Origin of the sequence: Mesorhizobium sp. M0768 (assembly GCF_040320195.1) — a bacterium.
Lineage (GTDB): Bacteria > Pseudomonadota > Alphaproteobacteria > Rhizobiales > Rhizobiaceae > Mesorhizobium.
In genome coordinates this window covers 222,495-238,935 of the sequence record NZ_JAMYPD010000004.1, presented here as the reverse complement: position 1 = coordinate 238,935, position 16,441 = coordinate 222,495, and the positions used below count along the sequence as shown (strand labels likewise).

Below are 16,441 nucleotides of genomic sequence, written 5' to 3'. Positions count from 1 at the left end.
TCCGAGACGGCTGGCCGGATAGCCGCTTCAAGGCCTGGAGCCGTGCGCATCGACCGACGTCGGCTGGTTATTCGCAGACCATGCGGGCCCGTTTACCGGGCTCGCTGACATTCTTGCAAGTTAGCGGCTTCGTCGGCTCCGGCGACAGCATGGGCGGGTTGTTGGTGACCCTCCTCCGAGGCGTTGCAACGGAAGCCGCGCTCCTGCGCACCGCCGGCCTTTTCGGCGTTTGCGGCGCCACTGGAAAGACGTCGGTCTCCAGTTGCGACTGTTCGGCTTGCGCCTGCGGCGAAGGCCTGTCCCAGAAACGGCGAACATCGAGCGGCTTGGGAATGATGACGGTGCCGTCATAGCTGCGCGCGCAGCCGCTTCCCAGAGGCAGCGCCAGGCACAGGAAGACAGGCAGAATCCGTCGAGACATCAGCAATACCCCTGCAAGCTTATAACGCTGCTTCGGCCTAACCGACAACCGGCGGAATAGGGCGAAGGGAGTAGATACCGTGAAGTAGAAGTCGTCGCACTTCCAGTGGAAGGCGTTGCTCGAAGATCGAGCGCCGGGTCGGGCGCGGATGGAGGTCCAGCGCGAGTTAGAACCTTGCGATTCGTCAACGCTTCCAGCGTAAGGCCATGGTGCGATCGCACCATACCAAAGCCGCGCTCAGTGGCGACAATGGGATATTCGAAGTTCCGCTCCTCCAGTTACGGGCGGGAGCAGCGACCGCCGGCAAGAAACAGGGTCAGATTTACCCCAACGGACCTGTTTCGGCGATGGCGCGGCCATGACACGTTCTGGCTGCATGCAACGCGCTCCCGTCCGGCTTTTTTCTTTTAAAGCCGGTGGCTGCGATCGCCGAGCAGACGATGCCGGCCGGAATTCACGCAAGCTGCTGATTCCAGCGGCAAACCGCGGCCCATGCCGACAAAAGCCCGCGGCCGCTCCTTCTTAACCCGGCTGGACGTCGTTACCGGAGCGACATGAAACTGTCATGCGACTGTAATAATCGGGGGCTATTGGCCTCAGCGGGCGCCGGAGGAATGGCGCCGAGAGACCATATTCCGAACAGGAGCAGGCCACATGAGACATTTCATCCGCTCGGCGGCCGTTGCGATTGCAATGGCTGCGGCGACGACCACCCTCACCCTGTCCGCCGCGCTCGCCGCGGACATCTCCGGCGCCGGCGCCACCTTCCCCTACCCGATCTATGCGAAGTGGGCCGACACCTACAAGAAAGACACCGGCGTTGGCCTTAACTACCAGTCGATCGGTTCCGGCGGCGGCATCAAGCAGATCAAGGCCAAGACCGTTACCTTCGGCGCTTCGGATGCGCCGCTCAAGGGCGACGAGCTTGAAGCGTCCGGACTGGCTCAGTTCCCGATGGTGATGGGCGGCATCGTTCCCGTCGTCAATCTCGAAGGCATCAAGCCGGGCGAGTTGGTTCTCGACGGCCCGACGCTGGCCGACATCTTCCTCGGCAAGATCACGAGCTGGGATGACGAAGCGATCAAGAAGCTTAATCCCGACGTCAAGCTGCCTTCGCAGGCGATCGCGGTCGTTCACCGTTCCGATGGTTCGGGCACGACGTTCAACTTCACCTATTACCTCGGCGACGTCAGCGCGGACTGGAAAGAAAAGGTTGGCGTCGACAAGGCCGTGGAATGGCCGGTCGGCATCGGCGCCAAGGGCAATGAGGGCGTTGCCAACAATGTCTCCCAGACCGGCGGCGCGATCGGTTATGTCGAATATGCCTACGCCAAGCAGAACAAGCTCACCCACACCGATATGATCAACAAGGACGGCAAGAAGGTCGAGCCCACCGCGGCGGCGTTCTCGGCGGCAGCGGCCAATGCCGACTGGAGCTCGCAGCCGGGCTATGGCGTCATCCTCGCCAACGAGCCGGGCGCCGAGTCCTGGCCGATGACGGCGGCAACGTGGATCCTGCTCTACAAGAAGCCGGATGATGCGGCGACCACCGGCGAAGCGCTCAAATTCTTCGCCTGGGCATACGACAAGGGCGACGAGATGGCCGGCGAGCTGGACTACGTTCCGATGCCCGACAAGGTGGTTGAGAGCGTCAAGGCCATGTGGGCCAAGGAAGTCGTCGGCGACGACGGCAAGCCGCTCTACTCGGCTATGTAATCTCCTCCAGGGAGGACGTCGATGGCGCCCTCCCTGTTGCCTTTAATCGCGAGGACCCAATGACCATCGCTTCCGATGCCATGCCATCATCTGCAGCAGCCCGGGCCAGGGAAGCTACGGTGCGGCGCTTCGCGCTCACAGATGCCATATTCCGCGGACTTACCCGCGCTTCCGCAATTCTTGTGCTGGTCATCCTCGGCGGTGTCGCGATCTCGCTGTTTGCCGGCTCATGGCAGGCGCTGTCGTCGTTCGGTTTTTCTTTCCTGACGACTGAGAGCTGGAATCCTGTTACGGAAAAATTTGGCGCACTGGCGCCGATCTACGGCACGCTGGTGACGGCGGCCATTGCCATCCTGATCGCGGTTCCGATCGGCATCGGCATTGCAGTCTTTCTCACCGAGCTCTGCCCGCGCCCGCTCAGGCGCCCGATCGGCATAGCGGTCGAGCTGTTGGCCGGCATTCCTTCGATCATCTACGGCATCTGGGGCCTGTTCGTGTTCGCGCCGTTCCTGCAGACGACGATACAGCCCTTCATCATCAACATCTTCCACGGCGTGCCGGGACTATCCAGCCTTTTCGCCGGCCCTCCTTACGGCATCGGCCTTCTGACCTCGGCGCTGATCCTCGCCATCATGGTGCTGCCCTTCATCACCTCGATCACCAAGGACGTCTTCGATACGGTGCCGGCGGTGCTGAAGGAATCGGCCTATGGCATCGGTTGCACGACCTGGGAAGTGACCCGGCGCGTGGTCATTCCCTATACCCGCATCGGTATCATGGGCGGCGTCATGCTTGGCCTCGGCCGGGCACTCGGCGAAACCATGGCGGTGACTTTCGTCATCGGCAACGCACATCGCATCAGTGCCTCCCTGTTCGCGCCGGGCACGACGATCTCGGCGACCATCGCCAATGAATTCACCGAGGCCGACGGCGACCTCTACACCTCCTCGCTGGTTTCGCTCGGCCTGATCCTCTTCGTCATCACCTTCCTGATCCTCGCCGCCGCCCGCTATATGCTGATGCGGATCGACGCCCGTACGGGAGCCTGACCGATGTCGACATCCTCATCGCTCCACAGCCGCCGCAAAGCCAGGAATTCGGTGATGATGGCGCTTTGCGTCGTCGCCGCCGGCATCGGGCTTGCCTGGCTGGCGCTCATTCTCGGCGCGTTGGTCTATAAGGGCACAGCCGGGCTTTCGCTCGCGGTCTTCACCGAGATGACGCCACCACCGGGCGAGGCCGGCGGCTTGCTCAATGCCATCACGGGCAGCCTGCTGATGACGATCATCGCCGTTGTCGTCGGCACGCCGATCGGCGTGCTGGCGGGAACCTACATGGCCGAGTATGGACGCTTTTCGCGCATCACCACCGTCGTCCGCTTCATCAACGACATCCTGTTGTCGGCGCCGTCGATCATCATAGGCTTGTTTGTCTATGAGCTGATGGTGCGGCCAATGGGACATTTCTCGGCCATTGCCGGCGCCGTTGCGCTTGCCATCCTGGTCATTCCGGTGGTCGTGCGCACCACTGAAGACATGCTCAACCTGGTGCCGAACGCGTTGCGTGAAGCCGGTGCCGCGATCGGCGCGCCGCGCTGGGTGGTGATCCGTTCGGTCGCCTACCGCGCCGCATTGTCCGGCATCGTCACCGGCATATTGCTGGCGATAGCACGCATTTCCGGCGAGACGGCGCCGCTGCTCTTCACCGCGCTCAACAACCAGTTCTGGAGCAGCAATATCAACGCGCCGATGGCCAGCCTGCCGGTGACCATCTTCCAGTTCGCTCTCAGCCCTTACGAGGAATGGCAGCAACTGGCGTGGACCGGCGCACTCATAATCACCCTGACGGTTCTGGGCTTGAGCATCCTCGCCCGCAGCCTTACCGGACGCAGAGAGGACAGATGACACAGATGTTGTCCCCAGACATGACGATGGCCGAAACGGTCGCCGAGAAGACGAAGATCGAGGTCAAGAATCTCAACTTCTACTACGGCCAGAGCAAGGCGCTGAAGGACATCAGCCTGTCGCTGCCTGAGCGCAGTGTCACGGCCTTCATCGGCCCTTCGGGCTGCGGGAAATCGACGCTGCTGCGTGTATTCAACCGCATCTATGAGCTCTACCCAAAACAGACGGCCGAGGGCCAGGTGCTGCTCGACGGCAAGAACATTCTCGACCGGTCGCAGGATCTCAACCTCCTCAGGACCAAGATCGGCATGGTGTTCCAGAAGCCGACGCCGTTCCCGATGTCGATCTACGAGAACATCGCCTTCGGCGTCAGGCTCTACGAGAACCTCGGCAAGTCCGAGATGGACGGCCGCGTCGAACAGGCGTTGAAGCGCGCCGCGCTGTGGAGCGAGGTCAAGGACAAGCTCAACGCCAGCGGCTTGAGCCTATCCGGCGGCCAGCAGCAGCGGCTCTGTATCGCCCGCACCGTGGCCGTGAAGCCGGAAGTCATTCTGCTCGACGAACCGGCTTCGGCCCTCGACCCGCTGTCGACTGCCAAGATCGAGGAACTGATCGACGAATTGCAAGCCGACTACACGATCGTCATCGTCACCCACAACATGCAGCAGGCGGCGCGCGTGTCGCGCCAGACGGCCTTCATGTATCTGGGTGAACTGGTCGAGTTCGACCGGACCGAGAAGATCTTCACGTCGCCCCGCGAGAAGCGCACGCAGGACTACATCACTGGCCGCTTCGGCTGAGCCGTTCCGATCATGCATATGAGGACAGGACCATGGGCGAACACACAGTCGCTTCTTTCGACGAGGATCTCGAGCAGATCAGCAAGCTGATCCGCGACATGGCCGACCTCGCCGGTTCGATGGTCGGCGGGGCGACCAAGGCGCTGTTGAATTCCGACAACGTGCTGGCGCAACGCGTCGTTTCCGACGACGCCATCATGGATGCGCGTCAACGCGAACTGGACGACCGCGCCATCACCCTGATCGCCAAACGCCAGCCGATGGCCCACGATCTTCGCCATGTGGTCGGAGCGATCCGCATGGCGGGCGACCTCGAACGCATCGGCGACCTTGCCAAGAATATCGCCAAGCGCGTGAGTGCGGTCGGCCTCAGCGCCACGCCGCGGGACCTGTCGCATTCCATCGACGCGATGGCGCAGCTGGTTCTCATCCAGGTGCAGGGTGTCATCGAGGAATATGCTGCAGGCGATGCGGCCGCGTTGGCCAAGCTTCGTGCCGCCGACGAGCGCATCGACGTTAAATACACGTCCGTGTTCCGCGAGCTGTTGACCTACATGATGGAAGATCCGCGCAACATCACCGCTTGCACGCACCTGCTGTTCTGCGCCAAGAATCTGGAGCGGATCGGCGACCATGTCACCAACATCGCCGAAAATGCGTATTATGTGCTGACCGGCGAGCAATTGCCGGTCAATCGTCCGAAGCAGGACGAAACGACAATGTCCGCACCGGTGACATGATGGGGGTGCCCAGCCGATGATCGCACCACGCATAATGGTGGTGGAGGACGAGGAGCCGTTGGGTGTGCTGCTCCGCTACAATCTCGAATCCGAAGGCTACCAGGTCGAGGTGGTGACACGCGGCGACGAAGCCGAGATCCGTTTGCAGGAGAATGTGCCCGACCTTTTGGTGCTCGACTGGATGATACCAGCGGTTTCCGGCATCGAGCTCTGTCGTCGGTTGCGGGTGCGCCCCGAAACCGAGCGGCTGCCGATCATCATGCTGACCGCGCGCGGCGAGGAGAGCGACCGGGTGCGCGGTCTTTCGACCGGCGCCGACGACTATCTGGTCAAGCCGTTTTCGACACCGGAATTCATGGCCAGGGTCAAGGCGCTGCTGCGGCGCGCCAAGCCGGAAGTGCTGTCCAGCGTGCTGAAGGTCGGCGACATCGTGCTCGATCGCGAATCGCACAGGGTCTATCGCAAGAAGAGCGAAATCAGGCTCGGGCCGACCGAATTCCGGCTGCTCGAGTTCATGATGCGGCATCCGGGCCGTGTCTTCTCGCGCAGCCAGTTACTCGATAATGTCTGGGGGGAGACAATCTACATCGACGAACGCACCGTCGACGTGCATGTCGGGCGGCTGCGCAAAGCCGTCAACAACGGCCGGATGCCGGATGTCATCCGCACCATCCGCGGCGCCGGCTATGCGATCAGGGAAGATTGACCCGCCTGGTCAGGCTACGTTCTTTCTGACGCTGGGCCTCATTTGCGCGCCCGGCGCGAAAATCTCCTGGTCGACGAAGCTTAACGCCCGCATCGCGCAGCCTTCGCGGATCAGAGGCAATTCGTTCGGCTCTGTATCGAAGGAGATCGAGCCTGAATGCTGGCCGCCGGCGGTCTGGGCGATTGCCTTCCGCAAGGCCGGCTCGATCAGATCGAAGGCGGCGGCACTGGCGCCGACCATCGCGACCGGTGCCGGATCGATCAGCGCGAACAGCGAGCCGAGACCGAAACCCAGCGCTTCGCCGGCCTTGCGGTAGGCCTCGCGTTCCGGCCCATCTTTCTCGCGCGCCCGGGCCGCCAGTGCGCGCATGTCGGCGTCGCTGACGTCGGCGACCGGTTCGCTGTCTTCGCTCATCTGCCTGGCGTTGCGCCAGATGGCGTAGTTGCCGGCATACGCCTCGATGCAGCCGCGCCGCCCGCAACGGCAGAGCGCGCCGCCCGGACGATGGATCATGTGGCCAAATTCGCCGCCCGAGGAATGCGTCCCGGTGAACAGTTCGCCCTTCAGCACCAGCCCCATGCCGATGCCATGCGAAAGCAGGATGGCGATGAAGTCATCGCGATAGCGATCCGGATTGCGCCAGCGCAAAGCCACCGCCATCATGTTGCAGTCGTTCTCCACCGTTGCCGGGATGCCGAATTCGTCCTCCAGCATGTCGGCAAAGGCGATGTCGGTCTGCGGCGTGATCGGCGACCACAGCATGGCGCGTGCAGGGGAGTCGGTAATGCCCTGAATCGCCAGGGCGATGCGGGCGACACTGCGGACGTCAAGATCTGGATCCTGCAGCCGGCGCCGGACGATGGCCATGCATTCACGGATCAGCTCGTCGCGCGGCATAGTCAGCGTGTCCAGCCGGCGCTGTTCCTCGGCGACCACCTGTCCCGTGTAGTCGATAATGGCGGCCGAAAGGAAATTCAGCGACAACACCACGGTCAGCACCGCCGCCGCTTCCGGGTTGAGGGCGAGGCCGACTTGCGGACGACCGCGTTTCAACGAAACGGGCTCACTTGGCTTGCTCTCGGCGAGGATGCCTTCCCGTATCAGGTCGGAAGAAATCGCCGATATGGTCGAATGACTGAGGCCGGTGGTAGCTGCGATCTCAGTACGCGATGGCTGGCCGGCCCGGCGCACCGCCGAGATCACCATCGCCCGGTTGCGCCGGCGCAAATCGTCATGGCGGATTCCGACCGACATTGTTTTGCTTTCCTCCCGGTTGCCGCGGCCGCTCATGAACCGGAAGCCGTCGGTAATGTCCGACAAATAGTGTCGGATGAGGCAAATAGTGTCAGATGCAGGTGGCGCTGTCATCGTTTATTCCGACGCTCGAAAAAACTCGCAGAGTCATCAAAATCCATCAGAATCGATGTTGACAGCAGCCGGAGATCGGACCAGTATTTTTTCGAGGCTCGAAAAAATTAGAGCTTCTAAGCTGGTCTTTGAGCCAATTGGTCACGCCGTACGCGGCGCAGGGAGGATATGATGAAGAAATTCACGACCGCCATTCTGGCGGGTGTCGCCATGACGCTGGCGCTGGCGTCGGTGGCGCAGGCTAAAGACAAGGTCATCGGCGTTTCCTGGTCGAACTTCCAGGAAGAGCGCTGGAAGACCGACGAGGCCGCAATGAAGGCGGCCATCGAGGCCGCAGGCGACAAGTATATTTCCGCCGACGCACAGTCCAACCCCGGCAAGCAGCTCACCGACGTCGAGAGCCTGATCTCGCAGGGCGCCAACGCACTGATCATCCTGGCGCAGGACGCCTCGGCCATCGGGCCGGCCGTGCAAAAGGCGCTGGACGAAGGTATTCCGGTTGTCGGCTACGACCGGCTGATCGAGAACAAGGACGTCTTTTACCTGACCTTCGACAACAAGGAAGTCGGCCGCATGCAGGCCCGGGAAGTCTTCAAGGTGAAGCCGGAAGGCAACTACGTCTTCATCAAGGGTTCGGGTTCCGATCCGAATGCCGATTTCCTGTTTGCCGGTTCGATGGAGGTGCTGAAGGCGGCAATAGACAGCGGCAAGATCAAGAATGTTGGCGAGGCCTATACCGACGGCTGGCTGCCGGCCAACGCTCAGAAGAACATGGAACAGTTCCTGACCGCCAACGACAACAAGGTCGATGCCGTGGTCGCGGCCAATGACGGCACTGCCGGCGGCGTCGTCGCCGCGCTGACAGCGCAAGGGCTGGCCGGATCGGTTCCGGTTTCGGGCCAGGACGGCGACCACGCCGCGCTGAACCGCATCGCGCTCGGCACACAGACCGTGTCGGTGTGGAAGGATGCGCGCGAGCTCGGCAAGAATGCCGCCGAGATCGCCTCGCAACTGGCCGACGGCAAGCAGATGACCGACATTGCCGGCGTGAAGGATTTCACCACGCCCGGCGGCAATGCCGTCAAGTCGCTGTTCCTGACCCCGGTCGCCATCACCAAGGACAACCTCAACGTCGTCATCGACGCCGGCTGGATCAAGAAAGAAGAGGTCTGCGCCGGCGTGACGGCTGGCACTGTTGCAGTCTGCAACTGAGCCGACGTTTCCGAGAAGTCCGAACGCCGCGGCCGCTCGCCGCGGCGTTTTTCAACAAGAGTTGTTTTTCCGCTTCCGGCGGATAACTTCTAGGCTGCTTCCGGCATCCGCGACAGACGGCAACCCGGCGGGAGAAACATCATGACCGACACGACGTCCAACACGCCGGTCGACAACACGGCAGACCGGGCACGGGAATCCGAGCTCGGCATCGTTGCCCGATTTCTCAAGGCAACCGAACTCGACACGCGCATGCTCGGCATGGTCGGCGCGCTGCTGGTCATCTGGGTCGGCCTGCATGTCGTTTCCAGCGTACGGCTCGGCGTCAATCCGTTCGACTTCGACAGCCGGACCTTCCTGACGCCACGCAATCTCTGGAACCTGTCGGTGCAGACTTCCGCCGTGGCCATAATGGCTGCCGGAATGGTGCTGGTTATCGTCATGCGCAATATCGACCTGTCGGTCGGTTCCGCCGAAGGCCTGATCGGCGTGGTCATGGGCTTTGCGCAGGTGCATTTCCTGGTGCGAATGATCGGTCTGCAATTAGGCAATCCCTGGATCTGGATCCTGGCACTGGCCATCGGCCTGGCGCTTGGCCTTCTGATCGGAGCGTTCCAGGGATACATCATCGCTTATCTCGAGGTGCCGGCCTTCATCGTGACGCTGGGCGGCCTTCTGGTCTGGCGGGGTGCCGCATGGTGGGTCGCCAGCGGTCAGACGATTGCGCCGCTTGATGCCACTTTCCAGCTGATGGGCGGTGGGCCGGCGGGTTCGATCGGCGCGCGATGGAGCTGGATCGTCGGAATTGTCGCGTGCCTGGCGGTTGTGTTCATGCTGCTCAACGGGCGGGTGCAGCGCAAGCGGTTCCGCTTTCCGTTGCGCCCGATCTGGGCCGAGACGTTCCTCGGTGTCCTCACCTGCGCTGTCATCATGGGCGCCATATGGCTTGCCAATTCCTATCCTTGGCCGGTCGGCATCGTGAACAGATATGCGGCGGCCAACAATATAACGGTTCCCGAAGGCGGGCTGTTCATCGCCCATGGCATCGCCATACCCGTGCTGATGGCTGTAGCCGTAGGGCTGATCATGACCTTCATCGCCAAGCGTACCCGTTTCGGCCGCTATGTCTTCGCCATCGGCGGCAATCCGGAAGCAGCCAACCTTGCCGGTATCAACACGCGCTGGGTGACCATGAAGGTGTTCATGATCATGGGCGTGCTGGCGACGATCGCCGCGGCGATCTCGTCAGCCAGGCAGAACTCGTCGACCAATGCGCTGGGCACGCTGGACGAGCTCCTGGTCATCGCGGCGGCGGTGATCGGCGGCACGTCGCTCGCCGGCGGCTCCGGCACAGTGCTCGGCGCCATGCTCGGCGCGCTTTTGATGCAGTCGCTGCAGTCCGGCATGGTGCTGCTCGGCATCGATTCGCCGCTGCAGAGCATCGTTGTCGGAGCCGTGCTGGTGGTCGCGGTGTGGCTCGATACCGTCTATCGCAAACGGGTCTGAGCATGATCCCGCAAGGTGGAAACCGGTTTTCGTACAACTTGGTGCTCAAGCAGGATCTATAGGGAGGAAGGACGAGCATGGCAGACAAATCCGCTCCCACGCCGCTGATCGACATGCGCAACATCTCCATCGCTTTCGGCGGCATTCGCGCTGTCGACGATGCCTCTGTCGACCTTTTCCCGGGCGAGGTGATGGCTTTGCTCGGTCACAACGGTGCCGGCAAATCGACGTTGATAAAAATCCTGTCCGGCGCCTACAAGCGCGATGCGGGCCAGATTTTCGTCAACGGCGAGGAGGCTTCGATCTCCAATCCCCGCGACGCCAAGAAGTACGGCGTCGAGACGATCTACCAGACGCTGGCGCTGGCCGACAATGTCGATGCGGCCGCCAACCTGTTTCTCGGCCGCGAGCTGATGACCGGCTGGGGTACGCTAGACGACGTCGCCATGGAGGCCGAGGCGCGCAAGGTGATGGGCAGGCTCAATCCGCGTTTCCAACGCTTCAAGGAGCCGGTGGTAAAGCTTTCGGGCGGCCAACGGCAGTCGGTGGCGATCGCCCGCGCCATCCTGTTCAATGCTCGCATCCTGATCATGGACGAGCCGACGGCGGCACTCGGGCCGCAAGAGACGGCGCAGGTCGGCGAACTGGTCAGGCAGCTCAAGGCCGACGGCATCGGCATCTTCCTGATCAGCCATGATATTCACGACGTGTTCGAGCTTGCCGACCGTGTCTGCGTCATGAAGAACGGTCGGGTTGTCGGAACGGCGCGCACAACCGACGTCACCCAGGACGAGGTGCTCGGCATGATCATCCTCGGCAAGTGCCCACCCGGCGCCATTCCGGGGCCGGGCGCGCTGAAGATCGCCGCATGAACGAGAATTAGCCGGCTAATCACACGCCGCCAAAATGTGCCAGCCGTCACCATGCTTTGGCCTCGCCATTGTGTTGGCGTCAGGACTTGCCCATAAAGATGCCGAACCGTCCACGGGACGTATCAGCAATTGAAGAAGCTTTTTCCGACCGTCGCTTTTATCGCCGTCGCGCTGATCAGCCTGACGATGGCGGGTTTTGCCTATTTTGCCACCCAGGAGGCGGCCCGCATTAAATTCGAGGCGACGGCAGACGACGCGCTTAACCGGATCGAAAGCCGCATCGACCTGGACCTGTCGCTGCTGCGTTCGACCCGGGCGCTGTTCGACGCACGCAATGGCGGTATCTCGCAGGGCGAGTTCAAGGCTTTCTTCAACGCGCTCGACGTCGACAATAATTTCGCCGGCCTGCGCGGCATCGGTTTCCTCCGCCTGGCGAAAACTGGCAACGAGGCGGCGGTCGAGCGCGACATCCTGCACGATCACGGCGCAAGCCATCCGATCTATCCCGACACGAACTTACCGTGGCGTACGCCCATCGTGCTGTTCGAACCGCTGGATCCGTCCAACAAATCCAGCATCGGCTACGACATGTTCACCGGGCCGGCGCGGCGCGAGGCGATCGAAAAGGCGATGGCCGACGACCAGCAGCACGCCAGCGGGCTCGTGCAGCTCGGCAAGGATACGGGTGCCGCGCAGACCTTTACCGGGTTCCTCGTCTTCGTCCGGCTCAATGTCGAAACCGCGCCGGACGCCGTGAACGCGACGAGATCCTCGACTGCCGGCTTCCTTTATGCGGCCTTCCGCGCCCGTGATCTGTTCCAGGCTGCGCTCAGCCGGGCACCATTGCTGCCGGTCAACACCGAGATCTATGACGGCACGGTGGACAGCGACAACCTGCTGTTCCAATCGGAAACGCCGCCTGTTTCGAGCCTCGGCGACAGGCTGCTGGTCACCCGCAAGATCACCGTCGCCGGCCGGCCGTGGGTCGTCCTGTTCAGGCCGACAAGTGCTTTCTCGCAACCTTCCTCGCGCGCCATCCCGGTGATGCTCGGATTGTTCGGACTGCTGCTTGCGGGCGCCATCGCGCTGGTGGCCCGCTATCAGGAGCGGGCCTATGAGGCGGTCTCGCTGCTTCACGAAACGACCGAAAAGAGCCTGCTGGAAAAAGATCTGATGCTGCAGGAGATGAAGCATCGCATCAAGAACTCGATCACGCGGGTGCTGGCAATCGCGCGCCAGACAGCATCGCACACCACCGACGTCCAGGAATTCTCGGCTTCTTTCTCGGCCCGGCTGCAGGCGATGGCGGCTTCCCAGGACATGCTGACGCGCTCACGCTGGCAGAAAGCCGATCTCGGCGACCTGCTGCGCATCGAGCTAGGCCAGGTGTTCGGCAGTGAGCTTCCTGAAGGGCTGCTGTCGGGACCGCAGGTTCTTCTCGATGAAAAGACGACGCAGGCACTCGGCCTCGTCTTTCACGAACTGGCGACGAATGCGCTGAAGCATGGCGAAGCCGGCAATTCAGTCGGTGCGCTGAAGGTCGACTGGTCGCTCGAAGCCCGTAGCGGCACCCGGACATTGGCTCTCAACTGGCGCGAGGCCGGTCAGAAGAAGCTCGAGACACCGGCAAAGAGCGGTTTTGGCACCAGACTGATCGATCTCAACGTCACGCGCGAATTGCGTGGCACAATCAGGCGCGATTTTCGCGAAGATGGCTTGAACGTGGAAATCAAGGTTCCGCTGCCGGCCTGAAACACCGTCTCGTGGGCCGCATCGCAACAGCGCTTTAAAGAGCAAACGCGGAGACAGGTGGCCTGCCTCCGCGTTTGCTGTCCGCCTGGAGCTCGAAACTAGTTGCAGCGAGCTGTGTAAATCCGGCCGTGACGATCTCTGTATTGGCAGTAGCCATTTTGCAGACGGCGAACGAGCAGACCGCCAATCGCACCAGCGCCGGCGCCGATCAAAGCGCCCTTGCCGCCGCCGACAGCGCCACCAATGAGCGCGCCGCCCACAGTGCCGATACCCACGTTCTCTTCCGTGGTGGTGCAGCCGCTGACCGCAACCACGGCAACCATGGCAATAATCATCTTCCGCATGGAGTCATCCTCACTTTTGTCCTCACTTTAATAAGCTCCAGCCGCCATTTAGCATGAAAGTACGGCCTTTGCCCGCACGATTTCATTGTTGATTAAGATAGTCTTTTTCGGGGCGTGCGCCGTTCGATGCTACCACGAACCCGGAAATCTCCAAGGACGCATCGAGCGTGCCGTTGGGGCGCACGTTCCAGACGATCCTGTCATGGTCGTTCTCGAGCGCCGGATCGACGGCAAGGCATCTGGCGCCGACATGTTGGGCCTGGTCCTGCAGGTCAGCGACCGCGAACGGGCACGGCCGAGCACTCGGGCAGTGGTTTCAAAGCGATCAAGCAGAGGCGAGTTCGATTCAGATCAGTTGGGACGCGGCGGTCAGGACGATCGCGGCCATAAGCGCGACGGCGGCGAAGCGGAGGGGCGAAGCACGAGGCGCGGGCGTTGCGGGCGCGTCGGGATCCTGAAAACCGCCCATCGAGACGCGAGCGGCCTGTTCCAGTCTGTTCACGTCTGCAGCCGTCAACGCCCATTCCCTTCACTTTGTGCCAAACTCAATCCGGCGGATCGGCACGTTCGCACAGGATCGGACTTTATGGTGAACAGTCGGTTAAAGATGGCGATGCGCAGCAAGCCTTCGCGCGGCGACCGCCGCTCGTTAATCCGTCTCGAAATTACCGTGAGGAACGACAAGGCGGTATTCGAGGCGGTTCCCGGTGATCTCAAGGGTCGCCGTTCCATTCAATGAAGTGGGCACGACGCGTTCGAGCGCGACGCTGCCAAAACGCTTCTCACTGCGCTGATTGTCGTTGGCTCCGATCACTTCGGCCCATGTCAGCGACAGCGCAGGCTCGCCAGCGGAAGCTGCCGTCAGATCGGCCGTCACCTCGACGAAACCGTCGCTGCGCGACAGTGCGCCATAGCTGACCGAATTGACGGCGAGCTCATGCATGGCCAAGCCGATGTGCAAGGCGGCATTGGGGTTGAGATATGGATTTGCGCCGCGGAAACGTAGGCTGTGCAAGGGATCCGCGCCGTACCTGCCGACCTGACCGGAAACCAGCTCGCGCAGCGCCGCTCCCCGCCAGTTGGATGACGTAACCAAATCCTGCGAGGAGGCCAGCGACTGCAATCGGCCCCGGAAGCGCGTCAGGAAATCGTCAATGCTGCCGGAATAACGGCCCGTCTGGGTGGCGATGCTCTGGATGATGGCCAAAAGGTTCTTGGAGCGATGACTGACTTCGCGCAGCAGCGCCTTCAACGTCTGCTCCCGGCGTTTCTGCTCGGTTGTTTCGACCATGGTGGTCACGACGCCCTGCACCGCGCCGGTCTCGCTGCGGTCGGCGTCTATCCACACCTGAAACCAGCGGGCGCCGTCATCGGCCGGCACGCTGAGCTCAAGATGTTGAGGATTGCCGGAGACGATGACGTCGTGCTTGGCGGCGCCGATACGCTCTGCCTGCGCCGGCGGCAAGATGCCGTTGTTGTCGGAGGCATCGGAAGTCCAGGGCGCGCGCATGTTGCGCGCCCACACCGTCTTCATCTCGCGATCCTGGTACAGGACGGAAATCCCGGCATTGTGCAGTGCATGGAGAAGGGCCCGACCAAGCTGCATCCCGCTTTCGGCGGGATGCAAAGCGATGATCTCATCACTCTGGCCGCGGTCTTTCATTTTTCCGACTCTGGAACGCATCGGTCAATTTGCTCAACCCATGTCGGGCTGAACGGTTCGCGGAAAAATGGGTTCCAAAAGGAGGAGGTTCGTATCAAACCTTAAAAAGCGGTCCGCCGAGCGGCATCCCGTTGGAGGACACTGCCCGGCGGTGGCTGGAAACCGTTTGAGGGGTGCGGCTTCCAGTGTTCGCTTGAATGGCCGCTTGGCATTCACGCTCGTCTGATCAGGCCGGCAATAAGCGATATGATCAGGAAGGCGAGAAAGATGAAGAACAATATCTGCGCTATGCCGGCCGAGGTGCCAGCGATGCCGCCGAAACCAAGCGCACCGGCGATGATCGCCACGACGAGAAATACGAGCGCCCAGTAAAGCATGATCGATCTCCTTCCAATGCTGCGGTGAAAACGTGATTCGCCTCCGTTTGTTCCACCATTTTCCGAAAAAGACGATGCTGAAAATCTTCAGGGCCCGAATTGCCGCGGTGTGTGGAAAGGTCCAGTTGGTTGCCCCAGTTGGTTGCCAGTGAATTGAGCCGGCGCCACGCCCATCTGATCCGAGAGAGCGGCTGTCTCGGCGGCCGCAGTTCGGCCGTCCGCTGTTTCATGCCGCGGCTTTCGCGTGCCGGTCAAAGAACAGGGCCTGGCTGATAAGAGCCTTGACCATGTCCGGATTGAACGGCTTGGTAACCAGGAAAGCCGGTTCCGGCCGCTCGCCGGTGAGCAGGCGCTCGGGAAAGGCGGTGATGAAGATCACCGGTACCGAGGTCGACGACAGGATCTCATTCACGGCCGCTATGCCCGAACTTCCGTCGGCAAGCTGGATATCGGCAAGCACCATCTTTGGCCGCGCCTTGCCGAACATCGCCACCGCCTCGGCGTGGGTGCGCGCCGTTCCGACGACGCGGTGGCCGAGGCTTTCGACCATTTCCTCGATGTCCATGGCGATCAGCGGCTCATCCTCGATGATCAGCACGTCGGTTGCCACCTGACGGGAGATCTCGTTGCTCGCCTGCGCGAGGAGTTCGGAGAATTCCTGTTCGTCTACGTCGAGAATCTCCGCCGCCTCGTCTTCGCTGAAGCCTTCGACCGCCACCAGCAGAAAGGCTTGGCGGGGGCGAGGCGCAATTGCATTCAGATTGGCCGCGGCACGCTGTTCCCATGCCGACTGGGCATGCTCCTGCGGAACGCGAATGGCCACTGAGGTGAAGAGCTTGGCAAAGACCTTGTAGAGCGCGATGCGGTCGTTCGATGCGTTCGGAAAGATGTCGACATCGGCAATGATGGCCTCGAGCATTGCGGCGACCAGCGCGTCGCCGCTCTCCTGCGATCCGGATACTGCGCGCGAGAAGCGACGCAGGAACGGCAGGTGCGGAGCGATGGTTGCTGATAGGCTCATATTGGACGTCTCCCTCATATGACGTGATTGCATGTTACA

Annotated in this window: 17 protein-coding genes; 10 read left to right on the top strand and 7 right to left on the bottom strand. The window is 61.9% G+C overall.

The window, feature by feature from the left end:
* Window positions 1-67: 67 nt before the first annotated feature.
* The gene (locus NKI08_RS07780; RefSeq protein ID WP_352451139.1) at window positions 68-421 is read right to left on the bottom strand and encodes a hypothetical protein; all 354 of its coding nucleotides are present in this window, start codon (window positions 419-421) and stop codon (window positions 68-70) included.
* Window positions 422-1,075: 654 nt separating this feature from the next.
* Between NKI08_RS07780 and pstS the strand changes: the two genes are divergently transcribed.
* From pstS to phoB, 6 genes are read left to right on the top strand one after another with little or no spacing between them, the layout of a single operon-like run.
* Window positions 1,076-2,137 (top strand): phosphate ABC transporter substrate-binding protein PstS, encoded by a 1,062-nt coding sequence (gene pstS, locus NKI08_RS07775; RefSeq protein ID WP_352649248.1) that lies wholly within the window; start codon window positions 1,076-1,078, stop codon window positions 2,135-2,137.
* Window positions 2,138-2,196: 59 nt separating this feature from the next.
* Window positions 2,197-3,186 (top strand): phosphate ABC transporter permease subunit PstC, encoded by a 990-nt coding sequence (gene pstC / locus NKI08_RS07770; RefSeq protein WP_352451142.1) that lies wholly within the window; start codon window positions 2,197-2,199, stop codon window positions 3,184-3,186.
* Between the two features lie 3 nt (window positions 3,187-3,189).
* Entirely contained in the window at window positions 3,190-4,041 is an 852-nt protein-coding gene (gene pstA / locus NKI08_RS07765; RefSeq protein WP_352613520.1) for a phosphate ABC transporter permease PstA, read from the top strand.
* Entirely contained in the window at window positions 4,038-4,841 is an 804-nt protein-coding gene (gene pstB / locus NKI08_RS07760) for a phosphate ABC transporter ATP-binding protein PstB (protein WP_352451144.1), read from the top strand. Before pstA ends, pstB begins: the two co-directional genes overlap by 4 nt.
* A gap of 32 nt (window positions 4,842-4,873) precedes the next feature.
* The gene (gene phoU / locus NKI08_RS07755) at window positions 4,874-5,581 is read left to right on the top strand and encodes a phosphate signaling complex protein PhoU (RefSeq protein WP_023678534.1); all 708 of its coding nucleotides are present in this window, start codon (window positions 4,874-4,876) and stop codon (window positions 5,579-5,581) included.
* Window positions 5,582-5,597: 16 nt separating this feature from the next.
* A complete protein-coding gene (gene phoB, locus NKI08_RS07750; protein WP_031212149.1) occupies window positions 5,598-6,287 on the top strand; it encodes a phosphate regulon transcriptional regulator PhoB in 690 nt (229 codons plus the stop codon).
* Between the two features lie 9 nt (window positions 6,288-6,296).
* Here the strand turns inward: phoB and NKI08_RS07745 are convergent, their stop codons facing one another.
* Entirely contained in the window at window positions 6,297-7,541 is a 1,245-nt protein-coding gene (locus tag NKI08_RS07745; RefSeq protein ID WP_352685931.1) for an ROK family protein, read from the bottom strand.
* Between the two features lie 285 nt (window positions 7,542-7,826).
* Between NKI08_RS07745 and xylF the strand changes: the two genes are divergently transcribed.
* The 4 genes from xylF to NKI08_RS07725 all read left to right on the top strand — a co-directional run bounded on the left by xylF (window position 7,827) and on the right by NKI08_RS07725 (window position 12,997).
* Window positions 7,827-8,867: a D-xylose ABC transporter substrate-binding protein gene (xylF, locus tag NKI08_RS07740; protein WP_352471128.1), complete on the top strand. Its 1,041-nt coding sequence runs from the start codon at window positions 7,827-7,829 to the stop codon at window positions 8,865-8,867.
* Window positions 8,868-9,008: 141 nt separating this feature from the next.
* The gene (locus tag NKI08_RS07735; protein WP_352768205.1) at window positions 9,009-10,373 is read left to right on the top strand and encodes a sugar ABC transporter permease; all 1,365 of its coding nucleotides are present in this window, start codon (window positions 9,009-9,011) and stop codon (window positions 10,371-10,373) included.
* Between the two features lie 77 nt (window positions 10,374-10,450).
* Window positions 10,451-11,245, top strand: a complete 795-nt coding sequence (locus NKI08_RS07730; RefSeq protein WP_352768202.1) for an ATP-binding cassette domain-containing protein — start codon at window positions 10,451-10,453, stop codon at window positions 11,243-11,245.
* Between the two features lie 129 nt (window positions 11,246-11,374).
* Window positions 11,375-12,997, top strand: a complete 1,623-nt coding sequence (locus NKI08_RS07725; protein ID WP_352768200.1) for a CHASE domain-containing protein — start codon at window positions 11,375-11,377, stop codon at window positions 12,995-12,997.
* A gap of 98 nt (window positions 12,998-13,095) precedes the next feature.
* Here the strand turns inward: NKI08_RS07725 and NKI08_RS07720 are convergent, their stop codons facing one another.
* The 5 genes from NKI08_RS07720 to NKI08_RS07700 form a co-directional block, all read right to left on the bottom strand.
* Window positions 13,096-13,341: a YMGG-like glycine zipper-containing protein gene (locus tag NKI08_RS07720; protein WP_006328050.1), complete on the bottom strand. Its 246-nt coding sequence runs from the start codon at window positions 13,339-13,341 to the stop codon at window positions 13,096-13,098.
* Between the two features lie 346 nt (window positions 13,342-13,687).
* Window positions 13,688-13,858 (bottom strand): hypothetical protein, encoded by a 171-nt coding sequence (locus NKI08_RS07715; protein WP_352685923.1) that lies wholly within the window; start codon window positions 13,856-13,858, stop codon window positions 13,688-13,690.
* Window positions 13,859-13,990: 132 nt separating this feature from the next.
* Complete coding sequence (locus tag NKI08_RS07710) at window positions 13,991-15,025, bottom strand: sensor histidine kinase (protein ID WP_352451150.1); 1,035 nt, start codon at window positions 15,023-15,025, stop codon at window positions 13,991-13,993.
* A gap of 191 nt (window positions 15,026-15,216) precedes the next feature.
* Window positions 15,217-15,381 (bottom strand): DUF1328 domain-containing protein, encoded by a 165-nt coding sequence (locus tag NKI08_RS07705; protein WP_023678541.1) that lies wholly within the window; start codon window positions 15,379-15,381, stop codon window positions 15,217-15,219.
* Window positions 15,382-15,607: 226 nt separating this feature from the next.
* Window positions 15,608-16,402, bottom strand: coding sequence for a response regulator (locus NKI08_RS07700; protein WP_352471123.1), 795 nt, complete (start codon window positions 16,400-16,402; stop codon window positions 15,608-15,610).
* Window positions 16,403-16,441 lie beyond the last annotated feature (39 nt).

Excerpts from the sequence above, each read along its gene's own strand:
- NKI08_RS07780 (WP_352451139.1), bottom strand. The coding sequence starts at position 421 with ATGTCTCGACGGATTCTGCCTGTCTTCCTGTGCCTGGCGCTGCCTCTG.
- pstS (WP_352649248.1), top strand. The coding sequence starts at position 1,076 with ATGAGACATTTCATCCGCTCGGCGGCCGTTGCGATTGCAATGGCTGCG.
- pstC (WP_352451142.1), top strand. The coding sequence starts at position 2,197 with ATGACCATCGCTTCCGATGCCATGCCATCATCTGCAGCAGCCCGGGCC.
- pstA (WP_352613520.1), top strand. The coding sequence starts at position 3,190 with ATGTCGACATCCTCATCGCTCCACAGCCGCCGCAAAGCCAGGAATTCG.
- pstB (WP_352451144.1), top strand. The coding sequence starts at position 4,038 with ATGACACAGATGTTGTCCCCAGACATGACGATGGCCGAAACGGTCGCC.
- phoU (WP_023678534.1), top strand. The coding sequence starts at position 4,874 with ATGGGCGAACACACAGTCGCTTCTTTCGACGAGGATCTCGAGCAGATC.
- phoB (WP_031212149.1), top strand. The coding sequence starts at position 5,598 with ATGATCGCACCACGCATAATGGTGGTGGAGGACGAGGAGCCGTTGGGT.
- NKI08_RS07745 (WP_352685931.1), bottom strand. The coding sequence starts at position 7,541 with ATGTCGGTCGGAATCCGCCATGACGATTTGCGCCGGCGCAACCGGGCG.
- xylF (WP_352471128.1), top strand. The coding sequence starts at position 7,827 with ATGAAGAAATTCACGACCGCCATTCTGGCGGGTGTCGCCATGACGCTG.
- NKI08_RS07735 (WP_352768205.1), top strand. The coding sequence starts at position 9,009 with ATGACCGACACGACGTCCAACACGCCGGTCGACAACACGGCAGACCGG.
- NKI08_RS07730 (WP_352768202.1), top strand. The coding sequence starts at position 10,451 with ATGGCAGACAAATCCGCTCCCACGCCGCTGATCGACATGCGCAACATC.
- NKI08_RS07720 (WP_006328050.1), bottom strand. The coding sequence starts at position 13,341 with ATGCGGAAGATGATTATTGCCATGGTTGCCGTGGTTGCGGTCAGCGGC.
- NKI08_RS07710 (WP_352451150.1), bottom strand. The coding sequence starts at position 15,025 with ATGCGTTCCAGAGTCGGAAAAATGAAAGACCGCGGCCAGAGTGATGAG.
- NKI08_RS07705 (WP_023678541.1), bottom strand. The coding sequence starts at position 15,381 with ATGCTTTACTGGGCGCTCGTATTTCTCGTCGTGGCGATCATCGCCGGT.
- NKI08_RS07700 (WP_352471123.1), bottom strand. The coding sequence starts at position 16,402 with ATGAGCCTATCAGCAACCATCGCTCCGCACCTGCCGTTCCTGCGTCGC.